Raw genomic sequence first — 22,605 nt, 5'->3', positions numbered from 1 at the left:
ACGCCCTTGGGGTCGCGGATGAACTTCTGCAGCGCCGGCTGCATCACCGTGGAGGTGAAGTCGGGGCGGCTGTCACGGTCCATGAACTGGGTGAGATGCTTCGCCTGGCTGATCATCTCGTAGCCCTTTTTCTGGAGGGCGCTGTAGCCGGAGGTGTCTGCCTTCGTGGAGGCGGCGATCAGGCTCGGGTCGGCCTTCAGGTAGATCTCTTCGGCCTGGGCCGTACCCAGGAATTCGAGTAGTTTGACGGATCCGGCATGGTTTGCGGGCTTCTTGCTGAGCATGATGCCGTCGGTCGGCGCCTCCACGGTGTCCTGCCCGTACGCCGGGTCGATCTCCGGGAAGGCGAAGAAGTCCAGGTCCTCCAGGTCGGCCTTGTCGGTGAACTGCTGAGCCACGAACATGCCGAGCATGTACATGCCGGCCTTCTTGGCCACCAGGGTCTGTGCTGCGTCCTGCCAAGTCCGACCGACCGCGCCCTCCTGGTGGTAGGGGAGGGTCTCGGCCCAGGTGTCGAAGACCTTGCGGACCTTCGCGTCGGTCCAGGACGCCTTGCCCGCCATCAACTCGACATGGAAGTCGTAGCCGTTGAGGCGGAAGTTGATCTGGTCGAAGGTGCCCATCGCCGGCCACGCGTCCTTGTCGCCGTACGCGATCGGGACGAGACCGTCCTTCTTCATCCGCTTGCACAGGGCGACGTACGCGTCCCACGTGGTGGGGACCTCGTAGCCGTACTGCTGGAAGACACTCTTGCGGTAGAAGACCGCCCACGGGGACGTGGTGAGGGGCACCAGGTAGTACTTCCCGTCCTGACCCTTGCTCAGGTCGTGCATGGCCGACGGGAAGTTGCCGCCGATCGTCTTCCACACGTCGTCGATCGGGGAGGCGAGCCCCTTGGCCGCGAAGAACTGCATCCGGTAGCCGGCGAACCACTGGAACACATCGTCCGGGGTGCCCTGCAGGTAGGTGTTGATCTGCTCCTGGAAGGTGTTGTGGTCCTTGGTGTTGATGTCGACCGCGATCCCGGACTGCTTCGTGAAGGCCGCGTAGATGTCGGCGTAACCCTTCTTCGGGACGGCGTCGGACGCGTTGGAGCCCACGGTGACGGTCTTGGTTTCCGACGGCTCGGAACTGCCTGCGCAGGCGCTCAGCAGGGGGATGCCGGCCCCCAGGAGCGTGGCTCCGCCGAGTCCGCGGAGCACGGTGCGGCGGCTGGCGCCACGCATGGGCCGACCAAGGGGTGAAGGGTGCATTTCGACTCCTGACAGGGCTGGCGGTACCCAGACTTGGCGCGTCAGCCAAGAAGGGTTGGCGAAGAGACGGCCGCTGCATGGCCAGAACTAAACACGATCGAACAAATGCGATCGGCGGATGCCAGGAAGCGTGAACGCTCCGTGTGTCGGCTGTCAAGACTCCACGTCGGGCGATGTGTGAGGCGTCAGGTCCGGCCAGGAGCCCGAAGGGCGGGCAGTCGGAGCCGGCGGACGGGGCCGACCCGGTCGGCCATCGAGTCGTTCCGTATGACGAAAAAGACCGCTTGAGCTGCGGGAACGAATGCCTGAAGCGCCTCCTCGGCGCCTGATGCATCTCCTCCGCCCCGACCACAGGCCCTGGCGTCCTCTCGCATCGGAGGCAAGTGGCGTCGCGTGCACTCTTGACGTGCGCTCGACTTGTGCGTACACATTGACCGCGCGGTCAGACCGCGCGGTCAGTAGATTGACCTCGTTCGATGGTGAACACGCGGCCATGAGGAGACTTCATGACAACTGGGGTGGAGCGCGGTGCGGCCTCCTCCGCGCCGCGCAGTGAGGACGTGGCCAGGCTGGCCGGCGTCTCACGCAAGACGGTCTCCCGGGTCCTCAACAACGAGCCGTACGTCTCCGAGGAGTCCCGTCGACGGGTCCTGGCGGCCGCCGACGAGCTCGGCTACCGGCTGAACCACGCGGCCAGGGCACTGGCCTCCGGCCGTACCCGGTCCATCGGTGTGGTCGCTCTGGCAACAGCCGGGTACGGAACCGCCTCCCTGCTGGTGGGCATCGAACAGGCCGTACGGGACGCCGGTTACGCGCTGCGCGTGGTCAACACGCCGGACGGCGACCCGCGAAGCATCGCCGGCGCGCTGGAGTCACTCCTGGAGCAGGGCGTGGACGGCATCGTCGTCTCCGTCCCCATCGTCGAGGGTGAAGTCCCGCTCGGCGTCGACGTGCCGGTCCTTTTCATCGGAGCGCCACCCGCCTTCACCGCTGCCCGGACACTGACCGTCGGCGTGGGTGCCCATCAGCTGGCCCGCGCGGCCACCGAACACCTGCTGGATCTGGGACACGCGACCGTCCATCACCTCGCCGGTCCGCGCCGGTGGTACGCCACCAAGGACCGTATCGAGGGATGGCGGGAGGCGCTGGCGGGCAGGGGCGCGCATGAACCGCCCGTGCTGAACGGCGACTGGTCGGCGGCCTCCGGGTATGCCGCGGGCCTCGGGCTGGCCTCGGACCGCTCGGTGACCGCGGTGTTCGCCGCGGGCGACGAGATGGCCATCGGACTGATCCACGGCCTGCGGGAAAGCGGTCGTCGTGTGCCGGAGGACGTCAGTGTCGTCGGTTTCGACGGCAACCCCGTCTTCGCCTACGTCTCCCCGCCTCTGACCACCGCCCGGCAGCCCTTCGAGGCGGCGTCGAGCGAAGGAATCCGGCTTCTCCTCCACGCCATCGAGAACCCCGACACCGAACTGCCGCCGGAGAACGACCCACCCGTCGAACTGATCGTCCGCGGATCCACCGCGCCTCCGCCCTCCGTCTGATTCACCCCACCCCCTGTCACTGCCCCGGCGCACCCACACGCCGGGCCCAAGGCCCCGACAAACCGCGCATGTCGCGCCGCGCCCCCACGCTCGCGCATCGCGCCCGGCAGCGTCGCCCGGCTGTCCCCGGGCGATGCGCCCAACGAACTCCGCCGCGTCACATTCCGGGCCGTTCCGAGCCGGCGGACACCGAAACACACCTTCCCCATCCCCTGGGAGCCGCAATGTCCCCAGCGCAGACAGGCGCCAGATCCGGCGCCGTTCCGCGTCCCCGTCCCCTCTCCCTCTTGTCCCTGGCCTTCGTCCTGTTCGTCGCGGCGATGACCATGGTCCTGCCCGCCGGTCGGGCGGACGCCCTGGCCCGCCCCTCGCAGACGATGTACACCCCGCCATCGGGTGCGCCTGCCCCCGGCTCGCTCTACCCGCGAGGACTGCGTCTGCAGCACGGCGGCTCGGCCAACGGCACCATCCTCGCCACCTTCGAGCAGTACACCAACGGCACACCGGTCTTGCCGATCTACCGCAGCACCGACAACGGCAACTCCTGGACCAAGATCTCCGATGTCGCCGACACCCAGAACGGGTGGGGCATGCGCTGGGAACCGGAGCTGTTCGAGCTCCCCACCGCGATAGGAGACTTCCCGGCCGGGACCATCATGGCCGCCGGGCTCTCCGTTCCCAGCGACCGGTCCGCCACCAAGATCGACATGTACGCCAGCACCGACCACGGCCAGACCTGGACCTTCGTCAGCAACATCGCCACCGGCGGAAAGGCTTTTTCCAGCAACGGCCAAACCCCCGTGTGGGAACCGTTCTTCCTGGTCCACAGCAACAAGCTCATCGTCTACTACTCCGACCAGCGCGACCCCGCCCACGGGCAGAAGCTCGTGCACCAGGTCAGCACGGACGGAATGAACTGGGGGCCGGTCGTCGACGACGTCGCCGTATCCCCCTACAGCGCCCGCCCCGGCATGACCACCGTCGCGAAGATGCCGAACGGCAAGTACATCATGACGTACGAGTACGGCGGGGCCCCCGAGAAGAACTTCGCCACCTACTACAAGATCTCCGCCGACCCGGAGGCGTTCGACTCCGTCACCGGCCAGGTACTGAGGTCGACCGACGGCTACGTCCCCTGCTGCACCCCGTACATCACCTGGCTGCCCACCGGCGGCCCCAACGGCACCCTCGTCGTCGCGTCCAACAGCACCGACGACCTGTTCCTCAACACCCAGAACGGTGACCCGAGCGCCTGGACCCGGATCCGGTCCAACGTCGCCGCCGGCTACAGCCGCGGCCTGCTCCCCCTGTCCGACGGACACAGCCTGGAGGTCTTCACCGGAGGTCCCAACGGCAGCACCGTCAACCCCCTCCAGTACAGCACGATCGACCTGGGCGGCGGGATCTCCGACGGCGCCACCTACACCGCCTCCAACGCGGGCAGCAACCTCATGCTGAGCATCGCGGGCGGTTCCACCGCCAACGGCACGAACGCCACCCAGCAGAACGCCGACAACGCCACCGACCAGCAGTGGCGCTTCGTGCAGCAGAGCTCCGGCTACTTCAAGATCTTCAATGTCGCCAGCGGCAAGGTTCTCGGTGTGGAGAGCCAGTCCACCGCCGACGGCGCCAAGATCCTTCAGTGGGACGACAACGGCACCCTGGACCACGAATGGGCCGTCTCCCCGCACCAGGCCGGCGGGTACAGCATCACCAACCGTGTGACCGGCAAGCACCTGGAGATCCCCAACGCCTCCACCGCGGCCGGTACCGCCGCCGTCCAGTGGAGCGGCACCGGTTGCGCCTGCCAGCGCTGGAACCTCACCCAGACCGCTCTGCCCCCGCTGGGTACCGGGCAGTACGTCCTCGTCAACAAGAACAGCGGGAAGTACCTGGACATCCCGCAGGGCTCGACCGCCACCAACACGGCAGCGCAGCAGTGGCAGAACTCGGCCTGCTTCTGCCAGCTGTTCACCTTCCAGTCCGCGGGCAGCGGAGCCTGGAACATCAGGAACGTCAACAGCAACCTGAATCTGGACATCCGTAACGGCTCCACCGCCGCCGGAGCCGCCGTCGTCCAGAACACGCCGTCCACCGCTACCTCGCAGAGGTGGACTCTCACCGACGCGGGTAACGGCTACTACGAACTCAAGAACGTGGGCAGCGGCTTCAACGCCGCCGTAGCCCAGTCCCTGACCAGCAACGGCGCGGCAGTCGTGCAGTGGAACGACCTGAACAACGACGACCAGCTCTGGAAGATCGTCCGCATCAACTGAGTGGCTGCGCATGGTGTGGGAGCGGGCGTGTATCCACGCCCGCTCTCCGCTTTGCCAGGCGGTGAGCCGGCCCCCGCTCGTCGCCCCGTGATGCCCTGCGGCACTGACCGCAGCCATGTGGGCTGGCTGCGTGTCGTCGGGCTGCCCTCCCTCGCACAATCCCGCTGTGGACGTCCTACGGGAGATGCTCCGCCCCTGGGCATTCATCGGGTGGTGGTCTGCCGTGTACTCAGGTCGCACCGGACGACGCTCGCCGCTCGGCGGGCGCGGGCACCAGGTCCTCGTGGTCAGTGGCGATCGGGAGGAGGGCAAGCTGCTCACCATGGAGTTGGCGGGCTACCGAACTCTCGCCGCGGTCTCCGGGACCGAAGGGATGATGAGGCTCGCGGATCGCCGGTTCGACCCGGTGGTCGGGGATGCCGGCCTCTCGGACAGCGCCCGCTTCACCCAGGGACGCCGCGTGACACCGGCGGACCGGCCTCGGCTCCTCTTCCCGGCCGCCTGCGACGAGCTGGCCGGCCTCGTTTCCGAACTCATTCCGGGTGTCGAGGACTACGTCACCAAGCCTCTCCCTATCACCGAGGTTCTCGCCCGGGTCCAGAGCCTGCTGCGCGACCGTGACCATGAGCGCGACGTGACCATGCCCCGCGACGGCGAGCTGGTCCTGGACGACACGACCTGCCGTGCCACCCGTGGTCTCAGGCCGCTCGATCTCACCCCCGCCCGAGTACCGGCTGCTGCGGCATCTGCTGGCGAGCGCGGGGCGGGTGCTGTCGAAGGAACAGATCAGCCGGCACGTCTGGGGCGACATCCGGGCCGGGCGCGCCATCGAGAAGCCCGTGGAGCGCCTACGGAACAAGCTCGACGCGCTGGTCCGGAACAACATGCGCCTGCACCTGGCCGCCGGAATGCGTGACTTCATCCCCGGGAACGCCCAGTGGCTCACCGTCTTCCAACTGCCCTCCCACGCGCCCGACCTGAATCCACAGGCGGGTGTCTGAGCGCTTGGCTAGCGGAGATCGGCAATCTCGCCGCCGCCGACCCCGGGCAGATCACCTGGGCCGTGAAGCGCAGGCTCAAGCAGATCCAGTACCGCCCTGATCTGATCGACGCCTGCCTCGCCGTCACCGAACTCATCCCGGACAGTTGAGCGGTATTTTGCCACCGTATCTCGACGGGTGAGGCCGCGTTCTCCGGCACGATCGTGTATTGCGGAAGGCAGCACCACCCGGTGCACGGCCTGATCCACGTCCTGGGCTACCAGAACACCGCCATGAATCTGGCGGACGGCCCGAACGCCATGCTGCTGCACCTGCCCACCACGCAGCTCACCCCCAGGCACTTCCTCTCCGCTGGGCGCACCAGCGATGTCCTGCGCCGTATGGTCGCCGCTGTCGAACCCGTTGCCGCCGGAGCCCACGACATCGCGTGGATGAGCGCGGAACCGCAGCCCGTCCAAATCTTCGACCATGACGTCTACACGGTGCTCCTGGCCACCGACCCCACCGCGGTTCCCACCGCACTGCGACAAGTGCCGGCGCACCGTCGGCCTGACCTCGACCCGGACCTCCTGCGCTTCTACGCCGACCACTTTCCTGACCACACCATCGCCGTGTGCTGCTTCGACAACGCCGACGCGCAACGCGCCAAGCCCCTGCTGCTGTGGTACCCGCCTCTCGACCCCGACCAGTTGACCGTGCCGGCCCTGGACAGCCACACCGGAGCGGCACCGGACCTCGACGCCGCCGTGACCGTGGACCACTGGGTCCTGCTCTCCACCGACCAAGCCCCGGCCGACTGGGGTGAACCCGTCGACTACCCCGGCAACATGCGCCACAGCCTGCGCGCCTTCCTTCCCACCGCGGTTGTGGGCCGGTACTACGGCGAAGGGCAGACCCTGCTCAACGGAGACTTCACCATCAGCCACCGGAGCCTTCTCGCCGGCGACCTTGACCGAATCGAGCGCCTGCAACCGGCTCGCCGCTGACAAGGCAGGACGACCGGGTTGTCGCACGTCAGCCGAGCCGACATCACCGATGCAGGTTCAGGGCAGCCTTTTTCTGCGGCCGACATGACATGTCGGTCGTCGCAGAGAGTGTTGTCGCGAGGGTGTCCACGTCGCCCGCTCAAAACGATCCTGGACACCCGCGTTCTCATCTCCGCAGGCACCCCTTGGGGCCACACCACCAGGAGGAACCAGTGTCATACCCGCAACGGCTCACCCCCGAGGAGAAGCTCGCCGACGCGAAGAAGCTGCTGAGCCTCCCGCGTATCGTCGTGATCTGCGGCTCCACCCGCTTCATGACCGAGATGAACGAGGCCGATCTGCGGGAGACCAAAGCCGGAAGGATTGTCGTCAAACCGGGCTGTGACATGAAGTCGCCGCACGAACTTCGGTCCGATCCCATCGAGGCCGAGGCGCTGAAGGTTCGGCTCGACGATCTGCACCGGGCGAAGATCCGGCTCGCTGATGAGGTGCTTGTGGTCGGCGCCTACATCGGAGACAGCACCCGAGCCGAAATCGCCTACGCCCGGTCGCTGGGCAAGCCCGTGCGGTTCACACACCCCGAGGTCGACCCTGACGCCTGACCGCCCGCTGCCACATCGGCAACCAGGGCCGGCAGCCCGCCGCCCACCCGGCCGGGTTACACACTCCGACGATGTGGCAGTTCGTTACGGCGTTGGTGGCACATCGGCCACCGTCTGCCAGTGGTGGCCGTGCACCCGCCCCGATGCGGCCCCACGCACGGGACAGATCGCGGTGCCTTGCGGAGTCCGCGCCCGCGCCACGATCCGCTCGCCCTCGTCGGCAACATTCTCCATGACCAGCGGGAACAGCCCCGAGAACACCGTCTGGACAAGCTTGTTGCCATCCATCACATGAAGGTCAACGATCCTCACAACTCTTCGTCGCCACCGAATATGAGTCAGGGCCGAACGTCTTACAGTCCCGGTTCGACTGCTGAGCCGTGACCGCGACCGGCTGGGCGCCTGGATGCTGAACGGCTCATCGCGGAGGCCGGTTGAAGCAGGTGGGACCTCCCCCCCCGTAAGCGTCGTCCTTTCCAACGGCGTCGGGAACTGCCTCGGAGAACACCTCCGGAACGCTGCAACCATTGTGAAGGCGGCACATCAGGAGTGCCGTGCGACGAGGTGGCAGGAGCAGCGACACACCGTTGGCCACGCCCCCGGCACCGAAGTCGGACGGGGCGGACGAGGCCAGTGCTCTGCGCGTGCGTAGGTGCTCCCGGCGGTGGCAATCCTCGGGTCAGCGGGCGACGGGCCATCCGCCGCTCCAGTTCAAGAGGTTGATGCCGAGTTTGGGCCTGCCGTTGTCGTTGCCGTCGTAGTAGTGGTAGACGATCAGATCGCCGTCGGCGTCCTTCATGATCGACTGGCCGCCGGGGCCGATGTACCGGCCGTGGGACTCCAGCACCGGTGTCCCGCCGTTGTTCATGAGCGCGACGCCGTTCTTGTCGTGGTACGGCCCGGTCACGCTGGTGGCACGTCCGACCTTCACCTTGTAGGTGGAGCCGGTGCCGGCGCAGCAGGTGTCGAAGGACGCGAAGAGGTAGTAGAAACCACCCCGTTTGACGACGAAGGGCGCCTCAACGGCCTTGGTGCCGGTGGGGCGGGAGGCGAGCGAGTACCGGGTGGTGTTGCCGGTGAGCTGCTTGCCGGTGGCGGGATTGATCTGGATCATCTTCAGCCCCGTCCACCAGCTCCCGAAGGACAGCCACCAGGTGCCGTTGTCGTCGACGAAGAGATTGGGGTCGATGGCGTTGTAGTCGTCGGAGGCGGTGGAGGAGTAGACGATGCCGTAGTCGGTCCAGGAGCCGGGGAGGCCGGTCGCCGAACCCGCCAGCCCGATGGCCGACTTGTTCGACCCGAAGGTCGAGACGGAGTAGTACAGCAGGTACTTGCCTCCCTGGTACGAGATATCCGGTGCCCAGGCCTCGGTCGCCCCGTACGACGACCACCAACCCGGCCTGGTGGAGAAGGCGTCGCCGCCCGCGCCGAAGGCGATCCGATCGGTGGAGGTGCGGTAGGACAGACCGCCTCCGGTGGCGTAGAGGAGGTAACGCCCGGCGGAGGTGCGGATCATCGTCGGGTCATGGACGACGGTGGCCCCCGTGACCGAGCCGGGGTCGGGGAAGGCGGAGGCGGCGGTGGGTGCCAGGGCGAGCAGTACCGCGGCCGAAATGGCCAGGAGCCCGACTCTGCGGGAGGGTCGGAACGAGCGGGATGTGCGGGGGGTCTGAGAGGTAGGGGGGTAGTGGCTCATGCGGACGCTCCTAGGTGGGGGTGCCGTTCGTCAGGTCGAACAGCTGTCGCGTCATCGGCCGGAACCGTAGAATCGAACACCCTGTGCGTCAATAACCCGCGCCGCAGACATTCGAAGTCGAACCTCGTCCTGGGCGACGGTGCCGGCATCCGCCTCCGCGGTCCCTCACCGAGCGGTTTCTCGGTGAGGTGGGCCTGTCGCCGAAGACCTTCGCCCGAGTCTTGCGCTTCGAGCACGCGCACGAACTGGCGGCGGCGCAGGACCCGCTCCCGTGAGGCGATGTGCCAACCGCCTCTGGCTATACCGATCAGGCCCATCTCGTTCGGGACGGGCGCGAGTTCACGGGCCGATCGCCGACGGCCCGGCGTCGCAGCGAAGTCCACCTCGGAGCTTGTGGCGGTCAGGGGTGCGAAGGCGGTGGAGGCCAGGCGCCGGCGAGGGTGACGATGGTGAGGGCGCGGATGCGGTCCTCGCCCCACCAGCGGGTGAGGGCGGCGAAGGCGGGCTGGTAGAAGGTGGCGGCCATGGCGACGCCGGCCAGGAGCCAGGAGCCAGGAGCCAGGAGCCAGGAGCCAGGAGCCAGGAGCCAGGAGCCAGGAGCCAGGCGGCGGTGAAGGCGATCAGGTTGGGCGCGGAGGCGATGGCCAGCACGGCGATGACGCCCAGGACGAAGCCGGTGGTCATCACGGCGCGCGGGCCCCGGCGGTCGAGGATGCGGCCGACGGCTATGCCGGTGACGGCGGAGATCAGGAGCGCGCCCGATAAGGCGGTGGTGGTGGCCGTGGACGACCAGCCGGTGGAGGCGGTGATCTGCGGGTTGAGGACGGGGAAGGCGTAGTAGACGATCCCCCAGCTGGTGATCTGGGTGGCGCACAGGGCGGGCAGCGCGGCGCGGGGCCGTGACAGGACCCCCGTCCCGGTCACGGCCCCGCTGGCACGGAGGTCGGTCATCGGCGGATCAGCAGCAGCCGCCCGCGGCGACCGGTTCCTTCGCGCCGGTGTCGGCCTCGGCTGTGCCGGTGCAGCAGGTGCTGCCCTGCTGTTTGGCGAGGGAGTCGGCGTCGGCCTTGACGACGTACACCTCCCAGGGTTCCTGGCCGGGGCCGTGGACCCAGACCTTGTCCTGGAGGGCGTAGCAGCAGGTGGTGTCGTTCTCCACGGCGGTGGGCAGGCCGGCCTCGCCCAGGCGGGCCGTGGCGGCATGGACGGCCTCGGTCGTCTCGACCTCCACGCCGAGGTGGTCCATGCGGGTCGCCTCGCCCGCGGTGCCTTCGATGAGGACGAGCTTGAGCGGGGGCTCGGTGATGGCGAAGTTGGCGTAGCCGTCGCGGAGTTTGGCGGGCTCGGTGCCGAAGAGCTTCGTGTAGAAGGCGATGGACGCGTCGAGGTCGGGGACTCGGAGGGCGAGCTGTACGCGGGATGTCATGGCGAACCTCCTGAGGTGGGTGAAGTGTTCAGCAGCCGCCGGAGGTGGTGGCCGGGGCGCCGATGCCGATCTGGAGGGTGGAGGGCGCGGCGCAGCATCCACCGCCCTCGCTGCTCTGGGCGGCGTCGGGGTCGTCGAACAGGCCCGCGCCGCCGCACACGCCGGTCTCCGGGAGGGTGAGTTCGACGCGCTCGGCGGCCTCGCGGTCCCCGGCGATCGCCGCGGTGATGGAGCGGACCTGCTCGTAGCCGGTCATGGCGAGGAAGGTGGGGGCGCGGCCGTAGGACTTCATGCCCACCAGGTAGACGCCCTGCTCGGGGTGGGACAGCTCGTTCACGCCGTGCGGATACACGGTGCCGCACGAGTGCACATTCGGGTCGATCAGCGGCGCCAGGGCGCTCGGGGCCTGGAGGCGTTCGTCGAGGCCGAGGCGGAGTTCGGTGAGGAAGGACAGGTCGGGACGGAAGCCGGTCAGGACGATGACCTCGTCGACCGGGTCCAGACGACGGCCGTCCTCGGCGACGAGGACCAACCGACCGCCCTCGCGCTCCACGGCCTGGGTGCGGAATCCGGTGACCGCGCTCGCGTGGCCGGCCTCGACAGCCGCCTTGGCACGCAGGCCCAGCGCTCCGCGCGCGGGCAGCTCGTCCGCCTCGCCACCGCCGTACGTGCTCGCGCCGATGCCACGGCGCAGGATCCACACGGCGTGGGTCCCGCGCTCCTCCTTGGCGAGATCGGCGAGGTAGGCGAGGGCGGTGAAGGCGGAGGCACCCGAGCCGATCACAGCGGTGCGCGTGCCCGCGTACCGGGCGCGTACGGCCGGGTCGCCCAGGTCGGGGACCTGGTAGGAGATGCGCTCGGCGGCGGTCTTCTCGCCGAGGGCGGGCAGGCCGTCGGCGCCCATCGGGCTGGGGGTGGACCAGGTGCCGGAGGCGTCGATGACGGCGCGGGCGGTGATCCGCTCCTCGCGGCCGTCGGCGAGCTGGATGTGCACGGTGAAGGGCTGCTCGTCGCGGCCGGAGTCGACGATGCGGTCCCGGCCCGCGCGGGCGACGCCGGTGACCGTGGCGCCGTAGCGGACCTTGTCGCCGAGGACGTCGGCGAGCGGCTGCAGGTACTTCCCGGCCCAGTCGCCGCCAGTGGGGTAGGCGGCGCCGTCCGGGCGCACCCAGCCGGTCGGGGCGAGGAGCTTCTCGGCCGCCGGGTCGGTGACCTCGGCCCAGGGGGAGAACAGCCGTACGTGCGACCAAGCCCGTACGGCGGTGCCGGCAGACGGCCCGGACTCCAGGACGAGCGGTTCCATGCCGCGCTCGATGAGGTGGGCCGCGGCGGCCAGGCCGATCGGGCCGGCTCCGACGACCACGACGGGCAGCTGGTCGGTGGTGGGCACGCTGTTAATGGACTCGGCCACGAGATTCCCCTTTGCTTCGACATTTGTCGATGGCTTGCGCGATCCAGCATGACACCTGTATCGATGAGCGTCAACATAGACATTCATCAAATTAAGGAGACAGGGATCGTGGAACAGGTCGATGTCGCGGTGATCGGTGGCGGCCAGTCCGGGCCGGCCGCAGCGCACGCTCTTCGCGAGCAGGGGCTTAAGCCGGTGGTGCTGGAGGCATCCGACACAGGCGGCAGGGGCGTGGCCGCGCTACTACGACAGCCTCACCCTCTTCTCGCCGGCCCGGTACAGCTCCCTGCCCGGCCTGCCGTTCGGAGGCGACCCGGACCGCTACCCGCACCGCGACGAGGTCGTCGCCTATCTGCTGCGCTGCGCTGCGCTGCGCTGCGCTGCGCTGCGCTGCGCTGCGCCGACCGGCCGGAGGCCGAGATCCGTACCCGGACCCGGGTACGTGACGTCCGCCCCGAAGACGGCGCGTTCGCGCTGGGCCTGGAGGGTGGCGGGCGGCTCGTGGCGCGCGCCGTGATCGCGGCCACCGGCACCTTCGGCCGCCCTCACTGGCCGGGCCTTCCGGGGCTTGGGGCCTACACCGGAGCCCTGCTGCACGCCGCCGACTATCGGACGCCCGAGCCGTTCGCCTGGCAGCGGGTCGTGGTCGTGGGCGCCGGGAACTCCGCGGTACAGATCGCCGCCGAGCTCGCCGGGCGGGCGCGGGTGACGCTCGCGGCGCGGCATCCGGTGCGCTTCGCCCAGCAGCGCACCCTGGGCCGGGACATGCATGGGTGGCTGGCCCGCACCGCGCTCGACACGCTGCCCGTCGGCCGCTTCCTTTCCTCGCCGCCCGCCCAGCCGGTCATCGCGACGGCCGCTACCGGGCCGCCGTCACCTCCGGGCGGCCGGACCGGCGACCAGTGTTCACGGGCGCCAGCGGCACCGAGGTCACCTGGGCCGACACAAGCATGGAGGACGTGGACGCGATCGTGCCGGCCACCGGCTACCGCCCCGACCTGGACTACCTCACCCCGCTCGGTGCCCTCGACGCCACTGGACACCCTCGCCACCATGGATGTCGCTGACGAACCCTGGGCTGGCCTACGTCGGGCTGGAGTGGCAGCGCGGCCTGTCGTCGAACTCCCTGCGCGGAGTCGGGCGGGACGCCGCCCGGCACGTTGCCGCCCACCTCGCCCGCACCTGAGGCGGTCCGGCCCTCGCCCGCACCTGAGGCGGTCCGGCCCTCGCCCGGCTGCTTCGACATGTGTCAACATAGATGCATGTCGAACACGAAGGTGCTGCCGCTGTTGGATGCCGCCATGGGCGATGAGGCGGCGCCGTGCTGCCCGCCGTTGACGGAACGCCCCTTCACGGTGGAGGAGGCCGAGACGGCCGCGCGGATGTTCAAGGCGCTCGGAGACCCGGTACGGCTGCGGCTGTTCTCCGCCGTGGCCTCGCACGAGGGCGGCGAGGCGTGCGTGTGCGACATCTCCGACGTCGGCGTCTCCCAGCCGACCGTCTCCCACCACCTGAAGAAGCTCAAGGAGGCCGGCCTGCTCACCTCCGAACGGCGCGGCACCTGGGTCTACTACCGCGTCGAGCCGTCCGTGCTGGCTGCGATGGGCAAGCTGCTGACCATAGCCCCGGCCGCAGCCTGACCACCACGACGGTGAAGGCCGCCACACCGGCTGTACGGGGACCGGTCCGTTGTCGCGCACCCCGGGTAGTCCCGGATACTGCGTTGCGGACGGCCGCGCTCGCCGCCACGTTCGTCACCTCCCTCGTCGGCGCCGCCGCCTACGCACTGCCGTCACTCGTCAGCTCCGGAGACGTCGCCCCCGACTGGAGGCTCGGCCTCGTCTGCGGCACCGGCGGACTGATCGGCGGCCACCTCGGCGCCCGCCTCCAACCCCGCCTGCCCGAATGAGCCCTACGTTTTCTGCTCGGCACCCTCGCCACAGCCCTCGGCGCCCTGTATGCCGTCCAGACCCTGAGCTGAACCCCGGTCCCAGGAACACAGACGGGACACCTGACACACGAACTCGGCACGGGTTCCTGCACTGTGTCCGGCACACGTGCAGACTGGCGCACTGCAAGTGCGAGCTGCGGATGCCCGTCGTCGCAGGTCTGCGGCCTGGGTCCTCACGCGAGCAGGCCGGCGATCTCGCGGGCAGCCTCCCGGGCGGGGCGTCCGACGCCGATGAGGGTGGCGGAGGCGGGGCCGGTCCAGTCGCCGTAGCCGAGCAGGTGCAGGCGTGGCTCGCCGTGCGCGCGGGTGCCGGTCGTGGCGATATGGCCGCGTGGGCCGCGGAGTTGGAGCGGGGCGAGGTGAGACAGGGTGGGCCGGAAGCCGGTGCACCAGATGATCGTGTCGGCCTCGCCACGGGTGCCGTCGGCCCACTCGACGCCGCCGGAGTGGAGCCGGGTGAACATCGGGCGCGCGGTGAGCAGGCCGCGGTCGCGGGCTTCGCGTACGGGCGGGACGGCGACGATGTCCCCGAGCGAGGCGACCCCGCCCGTGTCCGTGCTCCCTTGATCGAGGGCGCGGCGGCGGGCGGTGGCCGTGTCGAACAGAGCGCGGCCGTCGATGTCGTCGGCCAGGAAGCGCGGCGGGCGGTGGGTGACCCAGGTCAGCCGGGTGTCGTGCGCGAGGTCGGCGGCGATCTGGGCGCCGGAGTTGCCGCCCCCGACGACGATCACGCGGCGTCCGGAGAAGTCTTGCGGCCGCGTGTACTCGACCGTGTGCAGTTGGCGGCCTTCGAAGGCCGCGCGGCCGGGGACGGCTGGCAGGAAGGGCCGCCACCAGGTACCCGTCGCGCTGATCACGGAGCGGGCCTGCCATGTGCCCGAATCGGTCTCCACGCGCAGGAACACGCCGTCCTGGTGGACGCCGGTCGCGCGGACGGGCCGCTCGACGGGGAGTTCGTACCGCTTCTCGTATTCGGTCAGGTACTCCACCACGTGCCGGGCGTCGGGGTAGGTCCGGCCGGTCTGCGGCGGCATGAGGCGGCCGGGCAACGAGGAGTACGCGGCCGGTGAGAACAGGTGCAGCGAGTCCCAGGCGTGCTGCCAGGCACCGCCCGGTGTGGTCTGGGCGTCGAGGATGACGAAGTCGAGACCGAGGCGGCGCAGGTAGTAGCCGGCGGCGAGCCCGGCCTGGCCGCCGCCGATCACCACCACCTGCGTCTTGTGGCTCATTCGGCCGATCGTCCGGGCATGAAGATGAGGGCCACCAGGGCCAGTCCGACCACGCCGCCGATGAGCTGCATGCCGATGAAGCCCAGGACCGAGCCGGGTGCGATGCCCGCGAAGGTGTCGGTGAAGGCGCGCCCGATGGTCACCGCCGGGTTGGCGAACGACGTCGACGACGTGAACCAGTACGCGGCGCCGATGTAGGAGGCGACGGCCACGGGCGCGTACTGCAGCCGGTCGGCGCGCGCCAGGCCGAAGATCAGCAGGATCAGGCCGGCGGTGGCGACGATCTCACCGAGGAGCAGGTGCCCGGCAGAGCGGTCGTGGGTGGACCACTTCACCAGCGGCTCGGCGAACATCGCGTCCGCGAGGATCGCGCCGGCGATCGCGCCGACGATCTGCGCGGGCAGATACACGGCCACCTCGCGCGGGGTGACTCCGGGACCGCCGCGGCGGGCGGTCCACCACTCGGCGAGGGTGACGACCGGGTTGAAGTGGGCGCCGGAGACGGGGCCGAGCAGGAGGATCAGGATGCCGAGGCCGAAGACGGTGGCCGTGGAGTTGGCCAGCAGTCGCAGGCCGACGTCCGCGGTGAGTTCGGTGGCCTGGATGCCGGAGCCGACCACGATCGCCACCAGCAGGGCGGTGCCTATGAGTTCGGCGGCGGCCCGGGCGACCAGGGGAGTACGCGGAGGGGTGGCCCCCGGCGCGGGTGCGGGAGCGGATGGCGCGGTCTCCGCGGTCGGGGCGGCTTCGGCGGCGGTCATGGGCAGGCCCTCTTGTTCTCGGCTGCGGTGCGAGCGGACTCGGCCAGGTCGGCGAACCGGCCGGCGAGTGAGGCGATGACGTCGGGCTTGAGCCGGTAGTAGGTGAACCGGCCGCACGGCTCCGTCTCGACGACGCCGGCCTCGCGCAGCACTCTCAGGTGGTTGGAGAGGTTGGTCTGCCGGGCACCGGTCTCCTCCACGAGGTGGGTGGTGCACAGCATCTCTTTGGCGAGCAGGGTCACGATTTGGAGCCTGAGCGGGTCGGCCAGCACCCGGATCAGGTCAGTGTCGACTGACGTCATCATGTGCTGATACTGTCACATCAGTGGTGACTGACACCATCGGGTGCTGACACCATTCGCACTTGATCCGGTCGTGAGACGAGAGAGACCTCTGATGTCCGACAAGCCCTCTGTGCTGTTCGTCTGTGTCCACAACGCCGGCCGTTCCCAGATGGCCGCCGCGTGGCTGACCCATCTGGCCGGGGACCGTGTAGAGGTCCGTTCCGCCGGTTCCAACCCGGGCGCGGGCGTCAACCCGGCCGCCGTCGAGGCCATGGCCGAGGTCGGCATCGACATCTCCGCCGAGGTGCCGAAGATGCTCACCGTGGACGCGGTCGAGGATTCGGACGTCTGCATCACGATGGGCTGTGGCGACACCTGCCCGGTCTTCCCCGGCAAGCGGTACCTGGACTGGCAGTTGGAGGACCCGGCGGGCCAGGGGGTCGAGGCCGTCCGTCCGATCCGGGACGAGATCAAGGTGCTGGTCGAGGGCCTGATCAAGGAGATCGCGCCGGAATCCCAGGCATGAGCACGGCCGAGAACACCACGGACATACGCAACGTGCGACGAACGTTTAACCTCGCGAAAGCGCGAGGCTAACCAATCATCCATCAACCCTCACCCCCGTGCGTCCCCCACCGTGAGAGACGGCATGAACACCTGTTCCCGCTCAGCGGCCGTGGCTAACACGTGATCAATGCTCTGCAACGTCCCGCGCGAGCCGCTCGTCGTCGTCGAGCTGCTCGCGTAGCCACGGCAGGAACTCGTCGGGCGGCGGGGGATGCGCGAAACGGCCCCGTTATCTGCGGCATCGGGCCCCGGTACGCTTAGCGCACGTTTTGACGTCGCTGTTCCTCAACCCCCGAGGAGGCCCGCGAGTTCGTCAAAACTGAAGGCTGCTGGGCGTGGCCGGGAGAGGTCGGCAAAACCACCGTCAAGACGGTCTACGCCGTCACCAGCCTGACCGCCGAGCAGACCACCCCGTCCCAGCTCGCCCAACTCGTCCGCGACCACTGGAAGATCGAGGCCCTGCACCACGTCCGCGACACCACCTTCGCCGAGGACGCCTCCCAGCTGCGGACCGGCAACGCACCCCGCGCGATGGCCACCTGGCGCAACCTCGCCATCGGAGCCCTACGCACGGCCGGAGTGAAGAACATCGCGGCCGGCCTCCGCCGCAACGCCCGCGACCCTCGCCGCCCCCTCGCACTCCTCGGCCTCGGGTGATCACGAACCGAACGTCACGCAACTGCGCCGAAGCCCCCTGGGGCATACGTGACCACGGCACGGCATCCCACCGGGACTCTGCCCACCGGCCTACTCGCCCGGCGGAACTCGAACGAAGCCCTCGGTCCAATCGTCCTCATCGAGCTCGCAGGCGTCGAAGTAGAAGCACTCAGGTTCATCACGGAAGCCCGGTAGAAGTCGAGCCTGACGCACACGCTCTTCAACCCGTTCAAGGGTTGAGTAGATACCGAGCAGCTTTACGTCGTCGCCGTCCGACTCGTCGCAGAACACACCGCTCTCCTCGACGTGCACTGTCGAGCCGTCGTCGCCAGCTTCGTTCTGGTGGCCGACATGCCACAGCGGATACACGATCACGGACGAGAAGCTATCAGCACGCGAGTTCGTGGGGCCTGCGACGTTCGGCGCCCCTCACCTCCCGGGACCTCACGAACACAAACCGGGCATCACGCGACTACGCCGAGGCCCTGCGAAGACCTCCGCGAGGTGGAGGGGGCCGGGGCCTTTGACCATGGCTTCTTCGAGTTGGCGGTCGACGCGGAGCCGCTCCGGGGTCGCGTCCTGTCCGCGCATCGGAGCGCTGATCCAGTGGTTGCTGGCGCGGCCGGTCGTGTTGGCGGTCCGGTTGTTGATCAGCAGGTGGAGGTTCGCCGTGTTCGGCCACCGGTTTCGCCGGTGCTCCAGCCAGCCAGCAGCAGCTTCATGGTGAGGTCGTCGAGTGGGCGGACGCGTCCGGCGATGGACAGCCGGCGGTTGCCGAGGTCGGCGTCGTCGAGCATGAGGTTGGCGATCTGGGCGACTCGGGCGGCGTGGATCGCCGCGAGTGCGAGGATGAGCCGCGTCGCCGGGGTGGTGGCCGCCGCCACGGAGCGGTCGACCTGTTCGGGGACGAGCGGTTGCAGCACGGCGTCCTCGTATTGCCCGACCTTGATCCGGCTGGTGGGGTTGCGGAAGATCAGTCCGTTCCGCTTGGCCCAGGAGAACAGGGGGCGCAGGGGGACGAGTTGGTCGTGGCGCTGGTGGCCGTGCAGTGTCTTGATGTAGGTGAGGACGTCGTCGCGGGTCACTTCCCGCAGGTGGTCGTAGGGGTTCGAACATTCCAGCAGGGCTGGGCGGACTCGGTTGAGGTAGAGCCAGACTCGTGCCTTCCCGTCGCGGGAGACCGCGGGGGCCGCCGTTGCGCAGGATGTGGGTCCAGCGCTCGGCCTCCCAGCGGATGCCGGGTGCGAGACCCTCCAGCCTCTCGGCGAGTCAGCGTTCGAAGGAGGGTTCGCTGTCGTCCTCGACGATCCCCATCTCGCCCAGGGCCGTGACGGTGTGGCCGACCGGCAGGTCCAGGGCCCGCAGCGGGGCGAAGATCTCCGTGTGGCGGATGACGTCGCTCTCGCCGTAGGCGGTGAGGACGAGGGCCAGGTCGCGGTTGACGGCGAAGAGGATGTTGCGTCCCCAGCCGCGGGTCTCGGCGAGCCGGTGGGCGAGGTACTTTGCCCTGGCCAGCCACGGGCTGGCCAGGGCGGCGTCGGCCGGGGCGAGCCGGCTGTAGTCACGGGGGATCTGTGCGAACAGCGGTGGCTGCCGCGAGCCGGGATCCGGGCGACAGGCCGGTGCAGGAGGCGGTTTGCGCGGGGCTCCCCGCCGACCTCCGCGCGTCCGCGCCGCAGGGGTCGGTCTCCTGCGGCAGTGCATCCCGGCGAAGAACAGTTGGGGACTGGAGCGGCGCGGGTCAGGAGCGGCAAGGTGCCCTGGTGGTGCTTCGTATGACGAGGTGTGGTGTGACGACGACTTCTCGTTCGTCGTCCGCCGCCCCACCCTCCAGCCGGGCGACGGCCCGGCTGACGGCCCGGCGTGCCAGCCGGCGGGCTTCTTGCCCGACCGTGGTGAGTTGGACGTGGGCGAGGCGGGCGAGGTGGCTGTCGTCGAAGCCGACCACCGAGATCTCGTCGGGCACAGGGATACGGGCGCGCAGGAAGGTGTCGAGGACGCCGATGGCGCAGTGGTCGTTGAAGGCGAGGACGGCGGTGGGGCGGGCAGCCTCGGCGAGGAGTGTTCGTGCGGCTGCCGCGCCGTGGTCCTCGGTCAGCCCGCCCGGCACGAGGCGGACGTGGTCGGTGAGGCCGTGGTGCTTCATGGCCGACTTGTAGCCGCGGCGCCGGTCGGCCGCGCCCGGCGCCCTGCCCCCGTCGATGTGGACGATGTCGCGGTGGCCCAGTGCCACGAGGTGGTCGACCGCCTGGCGGGCGCCCCCGTCGTCGTCCGCCCGGACGACGTCGACGCCGTCGGCGAGCGGACGCAGCCGGCGGGCCACGGAGACGACGGGAAGCTGCGCCGCGAGTTCTGCCAGCCGGGCCGCCGGGGCATGGGGGCTGAGCAGGATCAGCGCCTCGCAGCGGTCGGCGAGCAGCATCTCCACCGCCTCCTGTTCGCTGCGGCTCGCGGCGACGGCGCTGAGCGCGATCTGATAGCCGGCCGCCCCCGCCGCGGCGTAGAGCGCCTCAACCATGTCGGCGTGAAAGGGCTGTCGCAGGTCGAACTGCACTCCCACCAGGTGCGAGCGGCTGCTGCGCAGGAGGCGGGCCCTGCTGTCCGGCCGGTAGCCGATCTCCTGCGCGGCCCGCAGCACCCGCTCGCGACTTGCCGCGCTGGGCCCCTTGGCACCGCGCATGACCATGGAGGCAAGCGGCACGGAGACACCTGCCCGCGCCGCGAGGTCGCTGAGCGTCGGCCGCTTTCCGTCCGGGACGGCAGAGCGCGATGGCACTGTCGGCCTTCCTGATCGAGGGTCTTCTCCGAGGTGATCGTAGACCGGGCCAAGCAGGGCACGCACTGGTCGGCGTTGTTACAACGTTATAAATCGAATGTCCGCACAAACTCTTGACAGGCTGCCCGACGCCTGGCGTACTGCTCCTGTTCTCTTAGAACGTTATAAGTCTGGAGCTGCGATGTACACGTTGGCCGTCTGTGCCGAGATGGTCTACCGCGACCTGCCGATCGAGGAGCGGGCACGGCGCATCCACGAGGCCGGCTTTCAGGTGGAGATCTGGGACTGGACCCGGCACGACCTGAACGCGCTGGCCCAGACCCCCGCCGAGTTCTCCTCGATGACCGGCTACATCCGCGGCACCCTGACCGACCCGGACGCCGCAGCCGAACTCCTTCGCACGGCCGAGGAATCGATCAAGGCCGCCGAGCATCTCGGCTGCCCCCGGCTCAACCTGCACGGCACTGGCCTGGACAGCGAGGGCCTACCCGTCGTGCCGGTGACCGGCGAGGCCACCGGCGACATGTGGATCACCGCCCACCGCACGCTCACCCGTCTGGCCGAACTGGGTGAGAGCGCGGGCGTCACCTTCACATGGAGAACCTCAACACCGCCGTCGACCACCCCGGTGTCCCGTTCGCGCGGGCCGCCGACACCTACGCCCTGGTCGCGGCAGTCGACCGGCCCGGTCTGCGGATGAATCTGGACCTGTACCACGCTCAGATCGGCGAGGGAAACCTCATCGAACTGATCCGCCGCGCCCACGGCGCCGGCCTGATCGGAGAGATCCAGGTCGCCGACGTGCCCGGCCGCTGCGAACCCGGCACCGGAGAGATCAACTATCCGGCGGTCGCCCGCGCCCTCACCGACCTCGGCTACGACGGCACGGTCGCCCTGGAGGCGTGGCCCTCCGGCGACAGTCACACCGCCATGGAGCGGTTCCGCTCCGCGTTCGCCCTCTGATCCCACCCCGAGTCACACAGCAGGCCACCCGATAGCTCCCCGCCCGACCCGCAACGGGATGTGTTGCGTCCCGCCGGTGGATCACCCCTTCCCGCAAGTCAGCACAGTGAGGTGCCGAAATGAACCGCTCGCTTTCCTCCCGCTCCCGCAGATTCACCGTCTTGGTGGCCATGGCCGCCAGTACAGTCCTGGCACTCGCCGGCTGTTCCAGCAACTCGGGCGGCAAGAAGTCGGAGGAGAGCGCCGGCGGCGTCTCTGCCGGCAAGGCCACCACACCCCGCATGACCATCGCGATGATCACCCACGCCGTCCCCGGTGACACGTTCTGGGACACCATCCGCAAGGGCGCCCAGGCCGCGGCCGCCAAAGACAACATCAAGCTGGTCTACTCCTCCGACCCGAACGGGGGCAACCAGGCCAACCTGGTGCAGAACGCGATCGACCAGAAGGTCGACGGCATCGCCGTCACCCTCGCCAAGCCCGATGCCATGAAGGAAACGGTGGCCAAGGCAGTGCGGGCCGGTATACCCGTGGTCGGCTTCAACTCCGGTGTGGACGACTGGCAGAAGCAGGGCCTGCTCGAGTACTTCGGCCAGGACGAGACCGTCGCGGGCGAGGCGGTCGGGAAGAAGCTGAGTTCCCTCGGTGTCAAGAAGGTCGCCTGTGTCATTCAGGAACAGGGCCAGGTCGCCCTCGAGGCACGCTGCGCGGGCGTGAAGAAGGGCTTCTCGGGCACGACGGAAAACCTGTTCGTCAATGGCGCCGACATGCCGTCCGTGAAGTCGACCATCACCGCCAAGCTCAAGCAGGACCCCTCCATCGACTACGTCGTCACCCTCGCCGCTCCGGTCGCGCTGACCGCCACGCAGGCGGTGTCCGACAGTAACGGCAAGGCCAAGGTCGCCACCTTCGACCTCAACAAGGAACTCGTGAAGGCGATCCAGGGCGGCAGCATCGAGTTCGCCGTCGACCAGCAGCCTTATCTGCAGGGCTACCTGGCGGTCGACTCCCTCTGGCTCTACAAGAACAACGGCAACTACAGCGGCGGTGGCGTGGCGCCCGTGCTGACCGGCCCGGCCTTCGTCGACAAGTCCAACGTCGCCACCGTCGCCACGTTCGCCGCCAAGGGAACACGGTGACGCGTACGACCCGGGGTACGGCCGGACCCTTGTGGGTTCGGCCGGCCCTCTGCTGACCGTCACCGCCATCGCCCACCCTCAAG

Annotated in this window: 23 protein-coding genes and 8 pseudogenes; 17 read left to right on the top strand and 14 right to left on the bottom strand. The window is 69.2% G+C overall.

Annotation, left to right across the window (positions count from 1 at the left end; all coding sequences use genetic code 11):
* The coding region (locus ACWCRJ_RS40865; RefSeq protein WP_450944038.1) for an ABC transporter substrate-binding protein at positions 1–1,253 on the bottom strand (1,253 nt) is incomplete at its 3' end.
* 506 nt (positions 1,254–1,759) lie between these two features.
* Between ACWCRJ_RS40865 and ACWCRJ_RS40860 the strand changes: the two genes are divergently transcribed.
* Together ACWCRJ_RS40860 and ACWCRJ_RS40855 are read left to right on the top strand one after the other, a co-directional pair.
* Positions 1,760–2,797: a LacI family DNA-binding transcriptional regulator gene (locus ACWCRJ_RS40860; protein ID WP_450944037.1), complete on the top strand. Its 1,038-nt coding sequence runs from the start codon at positions 1,760–1,762 to the stop codon at positions 2,795–2,797.
* Positions 2,798–3,021: 224 nt separating this feature from the next.
* Positions 3,022–5,073, top strand: a complete 2,052-nt coding sequence (locus ACWCRJ_RS40855; protein WP_450944036.1) for an RICIN domain-containing protein — start codon at positions 3,022–3,024, stop codon at positions 5,071–5,073.
* 229 nt (positions 5,074–5,302) lie between these two features.
* On the opposite strand, the gene ACWCRJ_RS40850 is transcribed toward ACWCRJ_RS40855, so the two are convergent.
* The gene (locus ACWCRJ_RS40850) at positions 5,303–5,698 is read right to left on the bottom strand and encodes a hypothetical protein (protein ID WP_450944035.1); all 396 of its coding nucleotides are present in this window, start codon (positions 5,696–5,698) and stop codon (positions 5,303–5,305) included.
* 58 nt (positions 5,699–5,756) lie between these two features.
* On the opposite strand from ACWCRJ_RS40850, the pseudogene ACWCRJ_RS40845 reads away from it, so the two are divergent.
* The 4 genes and pseudogenes from ACWCRJ_RS40845 to ACWCRJ_RS40830 form a co-directional block, all read left to right on the top strand.
* Positions 5,757–5,888: pseudogene (locus ACWCRJ_RS40845) on the top strand (winged helix-turn-helix domain-containing protein); the annotation flags it as partial.
* A 54-nt stretch (positions 5,889–5,942) separates the two neighbouring features.
* A pseudogene (locus ACWCRJ_RS40840) lies at positions 5,943–6,223 on the top strand (IS630 family transposase); the annotation flags it as partial.
* Between the two features lie 81 nt (positions 6,224–6,304).
* On the top strand, positions 6,305–7,060 hold the full coding sequence (locus ACWCRJ_RS40835; RefSeq protein WP_450944034.1) for a hypothetical protein: 756 nt from the start codon (positions 6,305–6,307) through the stop codon (positions 7,058–7,060).
* Between the two features lie 212 nt (positions 7,061–7,272).
* Positions 7,273–7,662: a hypothetical protein gene (locus ACWCRJ_RS40830; RefSeq protein WP_450944033.1), complete on the top strand. Its 390-nt coding sequence runs from the start codon at positions 7,273–7,275 to the stop codon at positions 7,660–7,662.
* Between the two features lie 96 nt (positions 7,663–7,758).
* Here the strand turns inward: ACWCRJ_RS40830 and ACWCRJ_RS40825 are convergent.
* Together ACWCRJ_RS40825 and ACWCRJ_RS40820 are read right to left on the bottom strand one after the other, a co-directional pair.
* A pseudogene (locus tag ACWCRJ_RS40825) lies at positions 7,759–7,950 on the bottom strand (ISL3 family transposase); the annotation flags it as partial.
* Positions 7,951–8,341: 391 nt separating this feature from the next.
* The gene (locus tag ACWCRJ_RS40820; RefSeq protein ID WP_450944032.1) at positions 8,342–9,358 is read right to left on the bottom strand and encodes an arabinan endo-1,5-alpha-L-arabinosidase; all 1,017 of its coding nucleotides are present in this window, start codon (positions 9,356–9,358) and stop codon (positions 8,342–8,344) included.
* 158 nt (positions 9,359–9,516) lie between these two features.
* Here ACWCRJ_RS40820 and ACWCRJ_RS40815 point away from each other — a divergent pair.
* Positions 9,517–9,750: pseudogene (locus tag ACWCRJ_RS40815) on the top strand (helix-turn-helix domain-containing protein); the annotation flags it as partial.
* Here ACWCRJ_RS40815 and ACWCRJ_RS40810 read toward each other — a convergent pair.
* The 3 genes and pseudogenes from ACWCRJ_RS40810 to ACWCRJ_RS40800 form a co-directional block, all read right to left on the bottom strand.
* Positions 9,745–10,309 (bottom strand): annotated as a pseudogene (locus tag ACWCRJ_RS40810) (MFS transporter); the annotation flags it as partial. The pseudogenes ACWCRJ_RS40815 and ACWCRJ_RS40810 overlap by 6 nt on opposite strands.
* 7 nt (positions 10,310–10,316) lie before the next feature.
* Positions 10,317–10,784, bottom strand: coding sequence for an ArsI/CadI family heavy metal resistance metalloenzyme (locus tag ACWCRJ_RS40805; protein WP_450944031.1), 468 nt, complete (start codon positions 10,782–10,784; stop codon positions 10,317–10,319).
* Between the two features lie 28 nt (positions 10,785–10,812).
* On the bottom strand, positions 10,813–12,195 hold the full coding sequence (locus ACWCRJ_RS40800; protein ID WP_450944030.1) for an NAD(P)-binding domain-containing protein: 1,383 nt from the start codon (positions 12,193–12,195) through the stop codon (positions 10,813–10,815).
* 48 nt (positions 12,196–12,243) lie between these two features.
* Between ACWCRJ_RS40800 and ACWCRJ_RS40795 the strand changes: the two are divergent.
* The 5 genes and pseudogenes from ACWCRJ_RS40795 to ACWCRJ_RS40775 form a co-directional block, all read left to right on the top strand.
* Positions 12,244–12,885: pseudogene (locus ACWCRJ_RS40795) on the top strand (NAD(P)-binding domain-containing protein); the annotation flags it as partial.
* Between the two features lie 212 nt (positions 12,886–13,097).
* Positions 13,098–13,262 (top strand): hypothetical protein, encoded by a 165-nt coding sequence (locus tag ACWCRJ_RS40790; protein WP_450944045.1) that lies wholly within the window; start codon positions 13,098–13,100, stop codon positions 13,260–13,262.
* Positions 13,253–13,381, top strand: coding sequence for a hypothetical protein (locus ACWCRJ_RS40785; protein ID WP_450944044.1), 129 nt, complete (start codon positions 13,253–13,255; stop codon positions 13,379–13,381). Before ACWCRJ_RS40790 ends, ACWCRJ_RS40785 begins: the two co-directional genes overlap by 10 nt.
* Before the next feature lie 76 nt (positions 13,382–13,457).
* Entirely contained in the window at positions 13,458–13,835 is a 378-nt protein-coding gene (locus ACWCRJ_RS40780) for an ArsR/SmtB family transcription factor (protein ID WP_450944029.1), read from the top strand.
* An 89-nt stretch (positions 13,836–13,924) separates the two neighbouring features.
* Positions 13,925–14,176: pseudogene (locus tag ACWCRJ_RS40775) on the top strand (TSUP family transporter); the annotation flags it as partial.
* A 143-nt stretch (positions 14,177–14,319) separates the two neighbouring features.
* Here ACWCRJ_RS40775 and ACWCRJ_RS40770 read toward each other — a convergent pair.
* Genes ACWCRJ_RS40770 through ACWCRJ_RS40760 form a run of 3 tightly spaced genes read right to left on the bottom strand, consistent with a single transcriptional unit; the run spans position 14,320 to position 16,441 of the window.
* The gene (locus ACWCRJ_RS40770) at positions 14,320–15,375 is read right to left on the bottom strand and encodes an ArsO family NAD(P)H-dependent flavin-containing monooxygenase (RefSeq protein ID WP_450944028.1); all 1,056 of its coding nucleotides are present in this window, start codon (positions 15,373–15,375) and stop codon (positions 14,320–14,322) included.
* A complete protein-coding gene (locus ACWCRJ_RS40765) occupies positions 15,372–16,136 on the bottom strand; it encodes an aquaporin (RefSeq protein WP_450944027.1) in 765 nt (254 codons plus the stop codon). The genes ACWCRJ_RS40770 and ACWCRJ_RS40765 overlap by 4 nt, the downstream gene beginning before the upstream one ends.
* Positions 16,133–16,441, bottom strand: a complete 309-nt coding sequence (locus ACWCRJ_RS40760) for an ArsR/SmtB family transcription factor (protein ID WP_450944026.1) — start codon at positions 16,439–16,441, stop codon at positions 16,133–16,135. The genes ACWCRJ_RS40765 and ACWCRJ_RS40760 overlap by 4 nt, the downstream gene beginning before the upstream one ends.
* A gap of 91 nt (positions 16,442–16,532) precedes the next feature.
* Here ACWCRJ_RS40760 and ACWCRJ_RS40755 point away from each other — a divergent pair, with 91 nt between their 5' ends.
* Together ACWCRJ_RS40755 and ACWCRJ_RS40750 are read left to right on the top strand one after the other, a co-directional pair.
* Positions 16,533–16,946: an arsenate reductase ArsC gene (locus ACWCRJ_RS40755; protein WP_450944025.1), complete on the top strand. Its 414-nt coding sequence runs from the start codon at positions 16,533–16,535 to the stop codon at positions 16,944–16,946.
* Positions 16,947–17,338: 392 nt separating this feature from the next.
* Positions 17,339–17,644: pseudogene (locus tag ACWCRJ_RS40750) on the top strand (ISAs1 family transposase); the annotation flags it as partial.
* 90 nt (positions 17,645–17,734) lie between these two features.
* Here the strand turns inward: ACWCRJ_RS40750 and ACWCRJ_RS40745 are convergent.
* From ACWCRJ_RS40745 to ACWCRJ_RS40730, 4 genes are all read right to left on the bottom strand, one after another.
* A complete protein-coding gene (locus tag ACWCRJ_RS40745) occupies positions 17,735–18,019 on the bottom strand; it encodes a DUF7336 domain-containing protein (RefSeq protein WP_450944024.1) in 285 nt (94 codons plus the stop codon).
* A gap of 275 nt (positions 18,020–18,294) precedes the next feature.
* The gene (locus tag ACWCRJ_RS40740) at positions 18,295–18,729 is read right to left on the bottom strand and encodes a hypothetical protein (protein ID WP_450944023.1); all 435 of its coding nucleotides are present in this window, start codon (positions 18,727–18,729) and stop codon (positions 18,295–18,297) included.
* A gap of 184 nt (positions 18,730–18,913) precedes the next feature.
* Positions 18,914–19,348, bottom strand: coding sequence for a hypothetical protein (locus tag ACWCRJ_RS40735; RefSeq protein WP_450944022.1), 435 nt, complete (start codon positions 19,346–19,348; stop codon positions 18,914–18,916).
* A 37-nt stretch (positions 19,349–19,385) separates the two neighbouring features.
* Positions 19,386–20,420: a LacI family DNA-binding transcriptional regulator gene (locus tag ACWCRJ_RS40730; RefSeq protein ID WP_450944021.1), complete on the bottom strand. Its 1,035-nt coding sequence runs from the start codon at positions 20,418–20,420 to the stop codon at positions 19,386–19,388.
* A gap of 181 nt (positions 20,421–20,601) precedes the next feature.
* Here ACWCRJ_RS40730 and ACWCRJ_RS40725 point away from each other — a divergent pair, with 181 nt between their 5' ends.
* The 3 genes from ACWCRJ_RS40725 (at position 20,602) to ACWCRJ_RS40715 (ending at position 22,522) form a co-directional block, all read left to right on the top strand.
* Positions 20,602–21,120 (top strand): sugar phosphate isomerase/epimerase family protein, encoded by a 519-nt coding sequence (locus ACWCRJ_RS40725; RefSeq protein WP_450944020.1) that lies wholly within the window; start codon positions 20,602–20,604, stop codon positions 21,118–21,120.
* On the top strand, positions 21,015–21,383 hold the full coding sequence (locus ACWCRJ_RS40720) for a TIM barrel protein (protein ID WP_450944019.1): 369 nt from the start codon (positions 21,015–21,017) through the stop codon (positions 21,381–21,383). Before ACWCRJ_RS40725 ends, ACWCRJ_RS40720 begins: the two co-directional genes overlap by 106 nt.
* Before the next feature lie 119 nt (positions 21,384–21,502).
* Positions 21,503–22,522 carry a sugar ABC transporter substrate-binding protein gene (locus tag ACWCRJ_RS40715; RefSeq protein ID WP_450944018.1) on the top strand — a complete coding sequence of 340 codons (1,020 nt, stop codon included), beginning with the start codon at positions 21,503–21,505 and terminating at the stop codon, positions 22,520–22,522.
* The last annotated feature ends 83 nt before the right edge of the window (positions 22,523–22,605 follow it).

Source organism: Streptomyces sp. NPDC002324 (assembly GCF_053593335.1).
This window is presented reverse-complemented; position numbering and strand designations above follow the sequence as displayed.